The sequence below is a fragment of the Ensifer sp. BR816 genome, from assembly GCF_000378985.1.
Lineage (GTDB): Bacteria > Pseudomonadota > Alphaproteobacteria > Rhizobiales > Rhizobiaceae > Sinorhizobium.
Genome location: NZ_KB905370.1, coordinates 1,500,424 through 1,516,047, shown reverse-complemented (window position 1 = coordinate 1,516,047; position 15,624 = coordinate 1,500,424). Strand labels below are relative to the sequence as shown.

General features: G+C 64.3%; 15 protein-coding genes. 12 read left to right on the top strand and 3 right to left on the bottom strand.

All coding sequences use genetic code 11. The features are described 5' to 3' along the window. Window positions 1–108: 108 nt before the first annotated feature. From odhB to RHIBR816_RS0107240, 6 genes are all read left to right on the top strand, one after another. Window positions 109–1,350: a 2-oxoglutarate dehydrogenase complex dihydrolipoyllysine-residue succinyltransferase gene (gene odhB, locus RHIBR816_RS0107265; RefSeq protein ID WP_018235867.1), complete on the top strand. Its 1,242-nt coding sequence runs from the start codon at window positions 109–111 to the stop codon at window positions 1,348–1,350. A gap of 164 nt (window positions 1,351–1,514) precedes the next feature. Then, the gene (locus tag RHIBR816_RS0107260) at window positions 1,515–2,156 is read left to right on the top strand and encodes a LysE family transporter (RefSeq protein WP_026186730.1); all 642 of its coding nucleotides are present in this window, start codon (window positions 1,515–1,517) and stop codon (window positions 2,154–2,156) included. 1 nt (window position 2,157) lies between these two features. Beyond that, the gene (locus RHIBR816_RS0107255) at window positions 2,158–2,661 is read left to right on the top strand and encodes a hypothetical protein (protein ID WP_018235865.1); all 504 of its coding nucleotides are present in this window, start codon (window positions 2,158–2,160) and stop codon (window positions 2,659–2,661) included. After that, complete coding sequence (locus RHIBR816_RS0107250) at window positions 2,658–3,410, top strand: SDR family oxidoreductase (protein WP_026186729.1); 753 nt, start codon at window positions 2,658–2,660, stop codon at window positions 3,408–3,410. The genes RHIBR816_RS0107255 and RHIBR816_RS0107250 overlap by 4 nt, the downstream gene beginning before the upstream one ends. A gap of 39 nt (window positions 3,411–3,449) precedes the next feature. After that, the gene (gene lpdA, locus RHIBR816_RS0107245) at window positions 3,450–4,856 is read left to right on the top strand and encodes a dihydrolipoyl dehydrogenase (RefSeq protein WP_018235863.1); all 1,407 of its coding nucleotides are present in this window, start codon (window positions 3,450–3,452) and stop codon (window positions 4,854–4,856) included. A gap of 118 nt (window positions 4,857–4,974) precedes the next feature. Continuing rightward, a complete protein-coding gene (locus tag RHIBR816_RS0107240) occupies window positions 4,975–5,463 on the top strand; it encodes a DUF2867 domain-containing protein (RefSeq protein WP_018235862.1) in 489 nt (162 codons plus the stop codon). On the opposite strand, the gene RHIBR816_RS0107235 is transcribed toward RHIBR816_RS0107240, so the two are convergent. Both RHIBR816_RS0107235 and RHIBR816_RS0107230 read right to left on the bottom strand, forming a co-directional pair. After that, the gene (locus tag RHIBR816_RS0107235; RefSeq protein WP_018235861.1) at window positions 5,456–6,535 is read right to left on the bottom strand and encodes a TraB/GumN family protein; all 1,080 of its coding nucleotides are present in this window, start codon (window positions 6,533–6,535) and stop codon (window positions 5,456–5,458) included. The genes RHIBR816_RS0107240 and RHIBR816_RS0107235 overlap by 8 nt on opposite strands. Before the next feature lie 143 nt (window positions 6,536–6,678). Next, window positions 6,679–7,611 carry a tyrosine recombinase XerC gene (locus RHIBR816_RS0107230; RefSeq protein WP_018235860.1) on the bottom strand — a complete coding sequence of 311 codons (933 nt, stop codon included), beginning with the start codon at window positions 7,609–7,611 and terminating at the stop codon, window positions 6,679–6,681. A gap of 138 nt (window positions 7,612–7,749) precedes the next feature. On the opposite strand from RHIBR816_RS0107230, the gene RHIBR816_RS0107225 reads away from it, so the two are divergent. Further along, complete coding sequence (locus tag RHIBR816_RS0107225) at window positions 7,750–8,661, top strand: GNAT family N-acetyltransferase (RefSeq protein ID WP_018235859.1); 912 nt, start codon at window positions 7,750–7,752, stop codon at window positions 8,659–8,661. Between the two features lie 143 nt (window positions 8,662–8,804). On the opposite strand, the gene fsa is transcribed toward RHIBR816_RS0107225, so the two are convergent. Continuing rightward, entirely contained in the window at window positions 8,805–9,458 is a 654-nt protein-coding gene (fsa, locus tag RHIBR816_RS0107220; RefSeq protein WP_018235858.1) for a fructose-6-phosphate aldolase, read from the bottom strand. A 175-nt stretch (window positions 9,459–9,633) separates the two neighbouring features. On the opposite strand from fsa, the gene RHIBR816_RS0107215 reads away from it, so the two are divergent. The 5 genes from RHIBR816_RS0107215 to RHIBR816_RS0107195 all read left to right on the top strand — a co-directional run bounded on the left by RHIBR816_RS0107215 (window position 9,634) and on the right by RHIBR816_RS0107195 (window position 15,604). Further along, complete coding sequence (locus RHIBR816_RS0107215; protein WP_018235857.1) at window positions 9,634–11,838, top strand: primosomal protein N'; 2,205 nt, start codon at window positions 9,634–9,636, stop codon at window positions 11,836–11,838. 124 nt (window positions 11,839–11,962) lie between these two features. Further along, entirely contained in the window at window positions 11,963–12,349 is a 387-nt protein-coding gene (locus RHIBR816_RS0107210; protein ID WP_026186728.1) for a hypothetical protein, read from the top strand. Between the two features lie 250 nt (window positions 12,350–12,599). Then, window positions 12,600–13,166: a F0F1 ATP synthase subunit delta gene (locus tag RHIBR816_RS0107205; RefSeq protein ID WP_018235855.1), complete on the top strand. Its 567-nt coding sequence runs from the start codon at window positions 12,600–12,602 to the stop codon at window positions 13,164–13,166. Then, window positions 13,166–14,695: a F0F1 ATP synthase subunit alpha gene (gene atpA / locus RHIBR816_RS0107200; protein WP_018235854.1), complete on the top strand. Its 1,530-nt coding sequence runs from the start codon at window positions 13,166–13,168 to the stop codon at window positions 14,693–14,695. Before RHIBR816_RS0107205 ends, atpA begins: the two co-directional genes overlap by 1 nt. 27 nt (window positions 14,696–14,722) lie before the next feature. Continuing rightward, a complete protein-coding gene (locus RHIBR816_RS0107195) occupies window positions 14,723–15,604 on the top strand; it encodes a F0F1 ATP synthase subunit gamma (protein WP_018235853.1) in 882 nt (293 codons plus the stop codon). Window positions 15,605–15,624: the final 20 nt, after the last annotated feature.

Sequence of the window (15,624 nt, the reverse complement as noted above, 5' to 3'; positions counted from 1 at the left end):
TCTGTCAATCGCTGGAGCACTTCCAGGAAAAGTGCGCAGCGGTTTTCCGTCCGGGAGTGCGTAACGCAAAGAGCTAGAAACAGATATCTGATCAACGGAACAAAAATCATGGCAACTGAAATCCGCGTTCCTACCCTCGGCGAATCCGTCAGCGAAGCGACCGTCGGGACCTGGTTCAAGAAGGTCGGCGATGCGATCAAGGCCGACGAGCCGATCCTCGAGCTCGAGACCGACAAGGTGACGATCGAAGTGCCGGCGCCGGCTGCCGGCACGCTCAGCGAGATCGTCGCGCAGGCCGGTGAGACCGTCGGCCTCGGCGCGTTGCTCGGCCAGATCGCCGAAGGCGCTGGTGCCGCCGCAGCCGCCCCGGCGCCGGCCGAGAAGAAGGTCGAGCCGGCTGCCGCCGCACCGGCCGCGAAGCCGGCCGCCGCTGCCGCACCGCAGGCCGCCTCCTCGATGCCGGCTGCTCCGTCGGCTGCAAAGCTCATCGCCGAGAACAACCTCTCCGCCGATCAGCTCGACGGTTCGGGCAAACGCGGCCAGGTGCTGAAGGGCGACGTGCTTGCGGCGATCGCCAAGGGCGTCTCCGCGCCGGCCGCCGCCGAGCCGGCCAAGGTCCAGGCCCGCGCGCCGGCACCGGCCGAGGACGCGACCCGCGAAGAGCGGGTCAAGATGACCCGCCTGCGTCAGACGATTGCCCGTCGTCTCAAGGATGCGCAGAACACCGCAGCCATGCTCACCACCTATAACGAGGTGGACATGAGCGCCGTCATGAGCCTGCGTTCGAAGTACAAGGACATCTTCGAGAAGAAGCACGGGGTGAAGCTCGGCTTCATGGGCTTCTTCACCAAGGCCGTGACCCACGCGCTCAAGGAGTTGCCGGCTGTCAACGCCGAGATCGATGGCACCGACATCATCTACAAGAACTTCTGCCATGTCGGCGTAGCCGTCGGCACGGACAAGGGCCTCGTCGTGCCGATCGTGCGCGATGCCGACCAGATGTCGATCGCCGAGATCGAGAAGGAAATCGGCCGCCTCGGCAAGGCCGCCCGCGACGGCGCGCTGTCGATGGCCGACATGCAGGGCGGCACCTTCACCATCTCCAACGGCGGCGTCTACGGTTCGCTGATGTCCTCGCCGATCCTCAACGCGCCGCAGTCCGGCATCCTCGGCATGCACAAGATTCAGGACCGTCCGGTTGCGATCGGCGGCCAGGTTGTCATCCGTCCGATGATGTATCTGGCGCTCTCCTACGATCACCGCATCGTCGACGGCAAGGAAGCCGTGACCTTCCTGGTGCGCGTCAAGGAAAGCCTCGAGGATCCGGAGCGCCTGGTGCTCGACCTCTAAGTCAAGGCGGGGGCATCAGCCCCCGTTTCTTTCTCGCCGCGCGAAGCCGTCGACGCGGCCCGCTCGACAGCGATGGGGCAGGAGGCTAGGGTCTTGCAAAGCTCGCTATGCGCGCATTCAGGCTCGTCCGGCACCATTTGAACTTCAACGCACCGGTGACTACCATGAGCGCTTACCTGATCGAACTTGCTTCGCTGATGGCGATCTTTTCCTTCGCGATCGTCTCGCCGGGGGCGGATCTTGCCATGGTGATGCGGCAGTCGCTCGTCAACGGCCGCCGGGCGGCGATCATCACCTCCTTCGGGATCGGCGCGTCGCTGATGTTCCACGTCAGCTACACCGTTCTCGGCCTCGGGCTGATCATTTCGCAATCGATCTATCTCTTCAACATCGTCAAATGGTGCGGCGTCGCTTACCTGGTCTATATCGGCGTCAAGGCGCTTCGGGCCGGCCAGACGGAGATTGACGTCGAGCCGGGCGAGGATGCCGGAGCGCGCAGGGGCCAGTCGGCGCTGAAGGCCTTCGGCCTCGGCTTCGCTGCCAACGCACTCAACCCGAAAGCGGTGTTCTTCTTCCTGTCGATCTTCTCGACGGTGGTCAGCGCGCATACGCCGATGCCGGTAAAGTTCGGCTACGGCCTTGTCATGGCGAGCGCTCTGATCCTCTGGTTCGTCGGCGTCAGCCTGTTCATGACGACACCGCGGATGCGGGCCGCCTTCACGCGGGCGAGCAAATGGATCGACCGGGCAAGCGGCCTCGTCTTCATTGCGCTCGGGCTGAAGCTCGCGACCGAGAAGGCCGCCTGAGATGTTTGGCCGGCCAGCCATCCTCGCTTGCTTCGCGCTGGCGTTGGTCGCGCTTCCGGCGCTTGCGCAGGAGTGCAAGCAGGCCCGCGCCGTCTATGCCGACCCGGCCGGCGGCTACGAGCTGCGTTTCGAGCCGGTCGGATCGGAAGCAGCGGTTACCAGCAATCATTTCAAGATCACCATTGAGGGCACCACATTGTCGCTCGACGGCGTCGTCCTGCCTTCCGGCGAACCGGAACGCCCGAACGGCATCGTCATGAACAATTGCCCGACCGGGGATGTGACGGGCAACGAACTCACGGCCTGCACCGTCTGGCAGGGTCCGATCTACGCCGTCGACGGCGCCGGCAAGATCGGATTGCTTCAGCCGGAAGACGCGCCTGCGGCGCTGCAGATACTGCTCCCGGATTTCGGTCCGTCGCTGCGCCAATCGAGCGCCTGGGGCAAGGGCAAGGCGACGTCCGACAGTTCCGACATCTTTGCGTTCAAGGGATGCGCCGCATGAGTGGCAGCCGCGTCCTTCTCGTCACCGGCGGCAGCCGCGGCATCGGCGCCGCCGTCTGCCTCGCCGCGGCACGCGAAGGCTGGCGGGTGGCGGTCAATTATGCCTCGAAGCGGCAAGCCGCCGAAGACGTCGTTCGTCAAATCTCCGAGGCAGGCGGCACGGCGATCGCCGTGCAAGGCGATGTCGGCTCCGAAGACGGGATAGAGGCGATTTTTTCGGCCATCGATGCCGCCTTCGGGCGGCTCGACGGGCTCGTCAACAATGCCGGCATCGTCGGCCCGCCCGAGCGGATCGATGAGATTTCGACGGAGCGATTGGAGTGGATGCTTCGCGTCAATGTCACGGGATCGATCCGCTGCGCGGCGGAAGCGGTCAAGAGGATGTCGACACGTCACGGCGGGCAGGGCGGCGCAATCGTCAACCTCTCGTCGGCGGCGGCCGTGCTGGGCGCGCCGGGCCAATATGTCGACTATGCCGCCACCAAGGGCGCGATCGACAGCTTCACCATCGGTCTCGCGCGCGAAGTGGCATCTGAGGGTGTCCGCGTCAACGCGGTTCGCCCCGGCATCATCGATACGGATATCCATGCGTCCGGCGGCCTGCCCGATCGCGCCCGCGACATGGCGCCGTCGATCCCGATGCAGCGCCCCGGCACGGCCGGCGAGGTGGCCGACGCAATTCTCTATCTCCTGTCGGACAAGGCGACTTATGTGACGGGAGCCATTCTCAATGTCAGCGGCGGGCGATGACCGCCCTTTAGAAGACTACCCTCCCAGAAGGATAATCAAATGGCTTATGATCTCATCGTTATCGGTAGCGGTCCCGGCGGCTATGTCTGCGCCATCAAGGCGGCGCAACTGGGCATGAAGGTTGCCGTGGTCGAAAAGCGCAGCACCTATGGCGGCACCTGCCTCAATGTCGGATGCATTCCCTCCAAGGCGCTGCTGCATGCTTCCGAGATGTTCCACCACGCCGGCCATGGTCTCGATGCGCTCGGCGTCGAGGTCGCAAGCCCGAAACTCAATCTGCAGAAGATGCTCGCCCACAAGGACGCCACCGTTAAGGCGAATGTCGACGGCGTCTCCTTTCTCTTCAAGAAGAACAAGATCGACGGCTTCCAGGGCACCGGCAAGGTACTCGGCCAGGGCAAGGTCTCTGTCACCAACGACAAGGGCGAGGAGCAGGTCCTCGAAGCCAAGAATGTCGTCATCGCCACCGGCTCGGACGTTGCCGGCATTCCGGGCGTCGACGTCGAGTTCGACGAGAAAGTCGTTATCTCCTCGACCGGCGCCCTTGAGCTCGAAAAGGTTCCGGCGAGCATGATCGTCGTCGGCGGCGGCGTCATCGGCCTCGAGCTCGGCTCGGTCTGGGCGCGCCTCGGCGCCAAGGTGACCGTCGTCGAGTTCCTCGATACGATCCTCGGCGGCATGGACGGCGAAGTCGCCAAGCAGCTCCAGCGGATGCTGGCGAAGCAGGGCATCGACATCAAGCTCGGCGCCAAGGTGACCGGCGTCGTGAAGTCCGCCAATGGCGCGAAGGTGACCTTCGAGCCGGTCAAGGGCGGCGAATCGACGACGCTCGACGCGGAGGTGGTGCTGGTCGCGACCGGTCGCAAGCCGGCGACGGACGGGCTGGGTCTCGCCAAGGCGGGCGTCGTCCTCGATGCGCGCGGCCGGGTCGAGATCGACCATCACTTCCAGACGAGCATCACCGGCGTCTACGCGATCGGCGACGTGGTGCGCGGTCCGATGCTCGCCCACAAGGCGGAGGACGAAGGCGTCGCCGTGGCCGAGATCATCGCCGGTCAGGCCGGCCATGTGAACTACGACGTCATTCCGGGTGTCGTCTACACCCAGCCGGAGGTCGCTTCCGTCGGCAAGACCGAGGAAGAACTGAAGGCCGCCGGCGTCGCCTACAAGGTCGGCAAATTCCCTTTCACCGCCAATGGCCGCGCCCGCGCCATGCTCCAGACCGACGGCTTCGTGAAGATCCTCGCCGACAAGGAGACCGACCGGGTCCTCGGCGGCCACATCATCGGCTTCGGCGCCGGCGAGATGATCCACGAGATCGCCGTGCTGATGGAATTCGGCGGGTCGTCCGAAGACCTCGGCCGCACCTGCCATGCGCATCCGACCATGTCGGAAGCGGTGAAGGAAGCGGCGCTTTCGACCTTCTTCAAGCCGATCCACATGTGACAATTGGCGCGGGGGCTGCGACAAGCGGTCCCCTGCCTCCGGCGCTCGTCCAGCGCAATCATGAACGCACTTCAAGAGCGCAGCCGGACCACCGGCGGACCGCGGAAAGGACGCGTCCATGAAACCTCGCAGCGTTGCCGCCCGCCTGCCGAACGCCTGCCTGCCCGGTGCCGACTGGGCGGATTGCTACGAGCTTCTGTTTCTTGGCGACCGGCTAACCGCGCTTGAAGCGGCGAGGCGGGCGCTTGGAAGCGCGCCCCGCTGGATTCGCAATCTCCTGGCCTTGCGCAACCGCATCGTTGCGCCGCTCGGCCTCAAGGCCGCTGCTCCTGCTGGAGATGCGAGCCTCGTCGGCATCTTTCCGGTCCTGAGCGGCAGCGAGCGCGAAGCGGTTCTCGGCTTCGACGACCGTCATCTCGACTTCCGGATCGTGGTGGAGGTGCGCGACGGGCCGGCCGACAGCCAGGTGATCGGCGTCACGACGCTGGTGCGCCGCAGGAACCTGTTCGGCTATTTTTACCTCGCCGCCATCACGCCTTTTCACAAGGCGATCGTTCCGGCATTGCTCGCGCAGCTGAACGAGCCGGTGCAATCGATCGTCAGTTGACGGGCGTGACGGTGAAGCCCTGCTGGCGCAGGAGTTCGACCAGGCCTTCCTTGCCGGGCAAATGCAGCGCGCCGACCGCCATGAAGACGTTGCCGCCTTTCAGGATGGGTTCGGCCCGTACTGCCATGGTCCTGTTGCGGTCGACGATGATCCGCTGCTCGAAATCGGCGTAGCCGAGATCGCCGGGCGAGATTTTTTCGGCCACTGACCGCATCATCGGCATGATCATGCCGGTGTCGCCGGCGAGATAGAGGTCGGTCATCGTTGTCAGCACGTCGTCGATCGTCTTGCCGAGCGCGAGCGTTTCGATGAGCGCCCGCAGATGCCACTCAACGGGAAGCGAATCCATCGCGGAGAGCTGCTCGACCAGGGTCTCCAATCCCTTCAGGGACTTGCCTCGGCTGACGGCGTCCTCGGCGAGCTTCTTGTCGAGGAAGGAGGCGCCGGCGGACTTGCGGGTGAATTCGCAGGCCGGCAGGGCGACGAAGCTGGCGATCATCCAGGGTTTCATCCTGGCGACCAGGGGGAGCGGAATGCCGCGCGCCTTGAGGCCGTCTTCGAGAAGCGCCTCGTCCTTCGGCTCGAGGAAATCGTTGATCGTCCTGTTGTCCGCAAACATCGTCAGCTCGGGATGCATCAGGATAGCGGCGCTCGCCTTCTTCTCGTCGATGATCTCGTCGGACTCGACGACGACGGTCAGCGCCCCGGCATAGGCATCCGCGGCGCCGGCGGGCATCGCCAGCACGCGCGGATCGGTCACGTGCATGGTGCCGAGCAGGAAGGACGGCGCCAGACCTTGCCCTTCGATCTTCCAGAACAGGCCCTTGCCGTTCGGTACGGCATCGGCTTCGCGGCGTATTGCGGCCAGGCGCGCCGGGTCGGACCGCTCGAGACCGGCGAGAACATTGCTGCCGTCGCAGTCGGCCCCTTCTGCGGCCTCGGCCTGCGAGATCGAGAGCAAGGTGACGAGAAGGCTCGCGGCCAACAAGACGTGCATCAGCGCGATCAGCCACAGCAGGCCGTCGGCCGCCTTGGCGGCAAGAGTGCGAACGGGTTCTGTGAGCGTCGTCATGCGTGTCGGTCCCCCTGCAAATATAGTTCGAACCCTACGCCGCCCCGGTCACGGGTTCCTTAACGCGCGTGGTTAATGGGCGAGCGCGTCGAATTCTAGGACGGTTTCAGGAAAGGCGTGAGCAGTTTTGGGAGTTAATCCTTTTAGGCGCGTGGATGGGCGCGATCGTAGATTTCCAGGAGCCGTGCCGAATCGACGCCGGTATAGACCTGCGTCGTCGAGAGACTGGCGTGGCCGAGCAGTTCCTGGATGGTGCGGAGATCCCCGCCGCCGGCGAGCAGATGGGTTGCGAAGGAATGGCGCAATGCATGCGGCGTCGCCGAATCGGGCAGGCCGAGGGCGGAGCGCAGCTTCTGCATCTCGCGCTGGATGATGGCGGGCTGCAGTTTACCGCCGCGGGCGCCGCGGAAGAGCGGCTCGCCCGATCCGGGATGGTAGGGGCAGAGCTTCCTGTAGGTCGCCACCGCCTCGGTCGCCGCTCCGATCAGGGGGACGATCCTGGTCTTGCCGCCCTTGCCGGTGATGCGCAGCGACGCCACGCCTGAAAAGTCGTCGGGCGTCAGATCCAGCGCTTCCGATATGCGCAGGCCGCAGCCGTAGAGGAGCGTGAGGACGGCGGCGTTTCGCGCAGCGATCCACGGCTCCTCGGCGAGCTGTGCATCGGTGGTCACGACCTTCAGGGCGTCGCGATCGGTCAGCGGTTTCGGCAGCGATTTGGGCTGCTTCGGCGAGCGCACGGCGCCGGCGCCGGCGGCGTTGGCAAGGCCGTTCTTCTCCAGATAGCGAAGGAACGAACGAAGCCCCGCAAGGCCGCGACCCAGTGTGCGCGCGCCGGCTCCGTTTTTGCGCCGCTGCGCGAGAAAGCCGCGCAGATCGGCCGGCCTGAGGGTGCGGATGTCCGCCAGCCGCGGCGGGCCGGCGAGATGCCCGGTCAGAAATGTCAGGAATTGACGCGTGTCGCGCTCATAAGCCTCGATCGTCTGTCCGGACAGGCGACGCTCTTCGGCAAGGCTTGCAAGCCACCGCTGACGCTCCGCCATCACCTCGGGGTGGCCGATCACAAGAAGCTCGTTCATAGGCGCCGTCCGTATCTGATTCCATCGGCGAGCATGCCTCCAGGCCTCTTATGTTTTTGCTAACATGCTCTTGGAATTTGTCATTCTTCGATCATATTGAATTGCGATGTTCGCTCTCAGCAACCAGCGGATGGGACCATGGCGAGACGTGATTCGGCGAGCGCGCTGGCGCATTTTGCGGAGGCAGTGGCGCTGGTCTCGCAAGGGCGCCCCGGGCATATCGTCGACACGCTGATCGCCGAGCGCGGCCAGAAGATCGTCCGCCATCCTCTGTGGCCCGTCATGCGGCCCTTTCTCCATACGCTGCTCAACTATCGCAAGGCGATTGAGTTCGCCAATGCGGTTGCGAATATGCCTGGCTTCCAGGCCTTCGAGCATTTGAGCGCGCTGCTTTCGCTCGACATTCGCGTCGACAAACCGGAGCGCATCCCGGCAAGCGGCGGATTTCTGCTCGTCAGCAACCACCCGACCGGCATCGCCGACGGCATTGCAGTGTTCGATCTCCTGAAGAGCCGCCGCCCGGACATGATGTTCTTCGCCAATCGCGACGCAATCCGGGTCAATCCGCGTTTCGTCGAGATGGTCATCCCGGTCGAATGGCGCGAGGAGTATAAGAGCAAGCTCAAGGCGCGGGAAACGCTGCAGGTGACGAACCGGGCGATCGAAGACGGCAAGGCGACCGTGCTTTTTCCCTCCGGCCGCATCGCTTACTGGGCCGATGGACGCCTCAACGAGCGCCCCTGGAAAAGCTCGGCCGTCGGCTTTGCCCGAAAGTACGACCTGCCGATTCTGCCGGTCCATATGAGCGCGCGCAATTCCGGTCTCTTCTACTGGTTCGCCAAATGGTCGACGGAACTGCGCGACATGACCGTGTTCCACGAACTCTTGAACAAGAAGGGCGACCTCTTCGATTTTCGTGTCGGCAATCTCATCCCGCCGGAGGCGATTGACGGCGACCCGACGGAAGTGACCCGCGCGCTCGAGCACCACACAGTCTTTGAACTCGCCAAGGATAGCGACGCGATTTTCGCCGGACCGGTGACGGGATAGGACATGCCCCCGAATCCGGGCTGCCGGCCAGCTTCTCCGCGCAGGCGGGATGAGGGGCAATTCACCGGCACTCCCGACCCCCAAAGCACGAAGGCCCCGCATCGCTGCGGGGCCTGCGAACGCTGCGCGTGATCTCAGATCGATCAGGCGATCCGCTGGCCGGTCTTGGCCCAGTCGGCGAGGAACATTTCCAGGCCCTTGTCGGTCAGCGGGTGCTTGACCAGTGCCTTCAGTGTCGCCGGCGGGGCCGTGACGACGTCGGCGCCGATGAGGGCGGCTTCCTTGACGTGGTTGACCGTACGGATCGAGGCAGCAAGGATTTCCGTCTCGTAGCCGTAGTTGTCGAAGATGTGGCGGATTTCGCGGATCAGGTCCATGCCGTCGAAGGCGGTGTCGTCGAGGCGGCCGATGAACGGCGACACGAAGGTCGCGCCGGCCTTGGCGGCGAGCAGAGCCTGGTTGGCGGAGAAGCAGAGGGTGACGTTGGTGTGATGGCCGTCCGAGGTCAGCGCCTTGCAGGCCTTCAGGCCGTCAAGCGTCAGCGGCACCTTGATGCAGATGTTGTCGGCGATCTTCGCAAGCGCGGCCGCCTCCTTCATCATCTCGCTATATTCGGTGGCGGTCACTTCGGCCGAAACCGGCCCCTCGACGATCGAGCAGATCTCCTTGGTAACCTCGACGATGTCGCGCCCGGACTTCAGGATCAGCGACGGGTTGGTGGTTACGCCATCGAGCAGACCGAGATCGTTCAGTTCCCGGATTTCCTTTACGTCGGCGGTATCAACGAAAAATTTCATGGGACCGTTCCTTTGGCATTCAGCCGTTCAGACGCCTTTCCGCTTGCGGGGAAAACCACGGCGGAAATCGCGCGCGTTGAAACTCGGGTGGAACCGTGACAAACCCTTGCTCTGCAAGGAGGCGGTTCGCTGTGCAGTTTTCTTTAACTGAAAGCGGTGGCAAGGTCACGGCAAAATGACGCTTGATTCAACCGATTTATTCGGCGCTCTCTTCGACCGTCGCGTGGTGCCCGTTCTGGTGCCGATGCCGGCACTGAGGCCCTATTCCTACGCGGTGCCGGACGGCATGGCGGTCGAGCCGGGCTCGATCGTGCAGGTGCCGCTCGGGCCGCGGCTCGTCGTCGGCGTCGTCTGGGACGGTCTGGACGACGGCACCGTCGATCCGAAGAAGCTGAAGGAGGTCGAGAAGGTCTTCGACTGCCCGCCGCTGACGCGCGACATGCGTGCTTTTCTCGATTGGGTAACGTCCTACACGATCACGCCCCCCGGCCTCGTCGCTCGCATGGCGCTGCGCGCGCCGACCGCCTTCGATCCCGAGCCGATGGTCGAAGCGCTTCGGCTGACCGAACGGCGCCCGGAACGCATGACCGCCGCCCGCGAGCGCGTCCTTGCGACGGCGAGCGACGGCTTTTCCTGGACCCGCTCCGGCCTTGCCCATGCGGCCGGCGTCTCGTCGGGCGTGATCGACGGACTTCAAGCGCAGGGCGTGTTCGAAACGGTGTTCATGCCGCCGCCGCCGGTAGTTGCCGCACCCGATCCGGATTTCGCGGCGCCGCGCCTCGAGGGGCCGCAGAAGCAAGCTGCCGCCGATCTGCTCATGGCCGTCGAGGAAAGAGACTTCTCCGTTTCGCTGATCGACGGCGTCACGGGCTCCGGCAAGACCGAGGTCTATTTCGAGGCGGTCGCCGCGACGCTCCGGGCCGGCAAGCAGGTGCTCATTCTGCTGCCGGAGATCGCGCTCACCGCAAGCTTCCTGGAGCGCTTCCAGAATCGCTTCGGCGCCAAGCCGGCCGAATGGCACTCCGACCTCGCCCCGCGCATGCGGGAGAAGGTGTGGCGGCAGGTGACCACCGGCCAGGTGCGCGTCGTCGCAGGCGCCCGCTCGGCGCTGTTCCTGCCCTTCGAGGATCTGGGGCTCATCATCGTCGACGAGGAGCACGACCCGGCCTACAAGCAGGAGGACCGAGTGTTCTACAATGCCCGCGACATGGCGGTCGTGCGCGGGCGGATCAGCGGCTTTCCCGTCGTGCTGGTTTCCGCGACCCCTTCCATCGAGAGCCGGGTCAATGGCGAGGTCGGACGCTACCGGCCGATCCACCTGCCGACCCGTTTCGGCGATGCGGCGCTGCCGCAGCTTGGGGTCGTCGACATGCGGCGGCATCCGCCGGAGCGCGGCGGCTTCCTCTCGCCGGTGCTCCTGAACCAGGTCGGCAAGGCGATCGGCCGCGGCGAGCAGTCGCTCCTGTTCCTGAACCGCCGCGGCTATGCGCCGCTGACGCTCTGCCGCGTCTGCGGCCATCGCTTCCAATGCCCGGACTGCTCGAGCTGGCTGGTCGAGCACCGCTTTCGCGGCCAGATCCAGTGCCATCATTGCGGCTATTCCGAACGGACGCCGGAGGCCTGCCCCGAATGCGGCACGCTCGATCACCTGGTCGCCTGCGGCCCGGGAGTCGAACGCATCGCCGAAGAGGTCGAGCGGCATTTCCCGGAAGCCCGCACGATCGTGCTCTCCTCCGACCTGATGGGCGTCAAGCGGCTGAGGCTGGAGCTCGAGGCGATCGCCCGCGGCGAGGCGGACATCGTCATCGGCACGCAGCTCGTCGCCAAGGGGCACAATTTCCCGATGATGACGCTGGTCGGCATCGTCGATGCCGATCTAGGCTTGGCCAATGGCGATCCGCGTGCGGCCGAGCGGACCTTTCAACTGCTGTCGCAGGTGACGGGACGCGCCGGGCGGACGGGTCTCAAAAGCCTCGGCCTGTTGCAGACCTACCAGCCGCAGCACCCGGTCATGCAGGCAATCGTGTCCGGCGATTCGGATGCCTTCTACGATCGCGAGATCCATGAGCGAGAACGGGCGGCGCTGCCGCCCTTCGGCCGGCTCGCCTCGATCATCGTCTCGGCGGATACGCGCGGCGATGCCGAGGGCCATGCCCGCGGTTTGCGCAATGCCGCGCCGCGCGTCGACGGCATTTCGGTGCTGGGCCCGGCGGAGGCGCCGCTGGCGCTCATCCGCGGCCGACACCGCTTTCGCCTGCTCATCCACGGACGGCGCAACAGCGACATGCAGTCCTTCCTGAAGGCGATGATTTCGGCAGGCCCGAAGGAGCGCGGCTCGGTCAGCGTCCAGCTCGACGTCGATCCGCAGAGTTTTCTGTGATCTGAGGGTTCGGTCACACGATGCGGCCGATTCACATCGTCGCAAACATGCGCTAGACCAAAAGACGCGCCGCCGGGAATCGCTTTCGGGCGGGCGATAGTGACGATCTGGCGCGGGGATGGGCATGGAGTTTTACATTCCGACGGAAACCGGGGAGTTCCTGGCCTTTTGCGCGGCCGGCGCGGCGATGCTGATCGGCCTCGTCATGCTTTTTGCACCACGTCTCGCCTTTCGCGCCGCCGGTATCGGCATCGCCGAGGGACGGCGCGGCGGCCTGGCGGAGGCGCGCTCGACCATGGGCGGCATGCATGTCGGCCTCGGCCTTGGCGCCATTCTGCTTGCCCAGCCGATGGTCTATCTCGCCGTCGGGGCTGCTTTCGCGCTTGCGGCGTTCGGCCGCATATTGTCGATGATGAGCGACAACGGCGCGACGCTTTTCAACTGGGCGGCACTTGTCGTCCAGTCGGCGCTTGCGATCCTGCCGCTCGCCTATGTTTTCGGGTTCATCTGACGATCCTGGCAGGGGCGCAAATCCGGGCTCCACGAATTTACGGCAAAATTCCGCCGAAGGGGGCGGTGTTATGCCGCATTCCTGCCGTTGGCGTGTTGCGAGTCCAAACATCCTATGCTAGACGAACCGCGAATTGCGGGGGAAGTGGGTCGAAAGGCCTCGATATCCTGCGAGTTATTGCAGCAAATTCAAGATGTTAAGCCAACGGTTCGCCGCAGCTGACGCTCTTGGATGATTTTGAGAGAAGCTTGTGCCCGTGGCAGACACATCCCAGCTTATTTCCGGCGTTGCAGAAAGATATGCGTCTTCGCTTTTCGAGCTCGCCCTCGAGGCTGGTTCGGTCGATGCGGTCGGTACCGATCTCGATCGCGTGCAGGCGCTGATCGACGGCAGCGACGACCTGAAGCGGCTGATCGTGAGCCCGGTCTTTTCCGCCGACGATCAGTTCAAGGCCGTCTCGGCACTCGTCGAGAAGTTCGGCTTCTCCGGCCTGGTCGGCAACTTCCTCAAGGTCGTGGCGCGCAACCGCCGCCTCTTCGCGCTGCCGGGCAGCATCCAGGCGTTCCGCCTGATCGCCGCACGTCACCGTGGCGAAATCACTGCCGACGTCACGTCGGCACATGCGCTCACCGAGGCGCAGCAAAACGAATTGAAGGCGACGCTCAAGGGCGTCACCGGCAAAGACGTGGCGGTCAACGTCACCGTCGACCCGTCTATTCTTGGAGGTCTGATCGTCAAGGTCGGGTCCCGCCAGATTGACACCTCCCTTCGCACCAAACTCTCTACCCTTAAGCTTGCACTGAAAGAGGTCGGCTGATGGATATCCGCGCCGCGGAAATTTCCGCAATTCTTAAAGATCAGATCAAAAATTTCGGCCAGGAAGCGGAAGTTTCCGAAGTCGGCCAGGTGCTTTCCGTCGGTGACGGTATCGCCCGCGTCTACGGCCTCGACAATGTCCAGGCAGGCGAGATGGTCGAATTCCCGGGCGGAATTCGCGGCATGGCGCTGAACCTCGAAGCCGACAATGTCGGTGTGGTTATCTTCGGCTCCGACCGTGACATCAAGGAAGGCGACACCGTCAAGCGGACCGGCGCCATCGTGGACGTCCCGGTTGGTCCGGAACTGCTCGGCCGCGTCGTCGACGCGCTCGGCAATCCGATCGACGGCAAGGGCCCGATCAACGCCAAGCAGCGCGCTCGCGTCGACGTCAAGGCTCCCGGCATCATTCCGCGCAAGTCGGTGCATGAGCCGATGTCGACCGGCCTCAAGGCCATCGACGCCCTCATCCCGGTCGGCCGCGGCCAGCGCGAGCTCGTCATCGGTGACCGCCAGACCGGCAAGACCGCGATCATTCTCGACACGATCCTCAACCAGAAGGCCATTCACGACAATGGTCCGGAAGGTGACAAGCTCTACTGCGTCTACGTCGCCATCGGCCAGAAGCGCTCGACGGTCGCGCAGTTCGTGAAGGTGCTCGAAGAGCGTGGCGCTCTGCAGTACTCGATCATCGTTGCCGCCACCGCTTCCGATCCGGCGCCGATGCAGTACCTCGCTCCGTTCGCCGGCTGCACGATGGGCGAATACTTCCGTGACAACGGCAAGCACGCCCTGATCGGCTATGACGACCTTTCGAAGCAGGCCGTTGCTTACCGCCAGATGTCGCTGCTCTTGCGCCGCCCGCCGGGCCGCGAAGCCTATCCGGGCGACGTCTTCTACCTGCATTCCCGTCTGCTGGAGCGCGCTGCAAAGCTCTCCGACGACAACGGCGCCGGCTCGCTGACGGCTCTGCCGGTCATCGAGACCCAGGGCAACGACGTGTCCGCGTTTATTCCGACCAACGTTATCTCGATCACCGACGGCCAGATCTTCCTTGAAACCGACCTGTTCTACCAGGGCATCCGCCCGGCCGTTAACGTCGGTCTCTCGGTTTCGCGCGTCGGCTCCTCCGCCCAGATCAAGGCGATGAAGCAGGTCGCAGGTTCGATCAAGGGCGAACTCGCGCAGTACCGCGAAATGGCGGCCTTCGCGCAGTTCGGCTCGGACCTCGACGCCGCTACGCAGCGCCTCTTGAACCGCGGTGCACGCCTGACCGAACTCCTGAAGCAGCCGCAGTTCTCGCCGCTGAAGACGGAAGAGCAGGTCGCGGTGATCTTCGCCGGCGTCAACGGCTATCTCGACAAGCTGCCGGTCAACCAGGTCGGCAAGTTCGAGCATGGTCTGCTTTCCTACCTGCGGTCGGAAGGCAAGGCGCTCCTGGATACCATCCGCACGGAAAAGGCGATCTCGGACGACACCAAGGCCAAGCTGAAGGCTGCAATCGACAGCTTCTCCAAGTCTTTCGCCTGAGCGGACCTCAACTAGGACGGACAACGGATGCCTTCACTTAAGGATCTGAAGAACCGGATCGCCTCCGTCAAGGCGACGCAGAAGATCACCAAGGCGATGAAGATGGTCGCCGCGGCGAAGCTTCGGCGTGCCCAGGAGGCGGCCGAGGCCGCCCGGCCCTATTCGCAGCGCATGGCTGCCGTTCTCGCCAACATCGCCCAGGCGGTCGGCGCGGACGACAGTGCGCCGGCGTTGATGACGGGTACCGGCAAGGACGACACGCATCTGCTGGTCGTCTGCACGGCCGAACGCGGCCTTTGCGGCGGCTTCAACTCGCAGATCGCCCGCTTTGCCCGCGATCATATCCGCAAGCTGCTCGCTGAGGGCAAGACGGTCAAGATCATCTGCGTCGGCAAGAAGGGCTTCGATATCCTGCGGCGTGAATTCGCGTCGCTGATCATCGACCGCGTCGACCTGCGCGAGGTCAAGAAGATCGGCTTCGAGAATGCCGACCGGATCGGCCACAAGGTCATCGAACTCTTCGAAAAGGGCGAGTTCGACGTCTGCACCTTGTTCTATTCCGAGTTCAAGTCCGTCATTTCGCAGATTCCGACCGCCCAGCAGCTCATTCCGGCGTCGGCCGGCGCGGTAGCTGCCGAGGCCGACAGCGCATCGGCGATCTACGAATACGAGCCGGACGCTGCGGCCATCCTCACCGACCTCATTCCGCGCAACATTTCCGTCCAGATTTTCCGGGCCCTGCTCGAGAACGTCGCCGGCGAAATGGGCGCCAAGATGAGTGCCATGGACAATGCGACGCGCAATGCCGGTGAGATGATCAACAAGCTGACGCTCAACTACAACCGTCAGCGGCAGGCGCAGATCACCAAGGAACTCATTGAAATCATCTCGGGCGCTGAAGCGCTCTAAGGTTACGAGAAGAGGGTAAG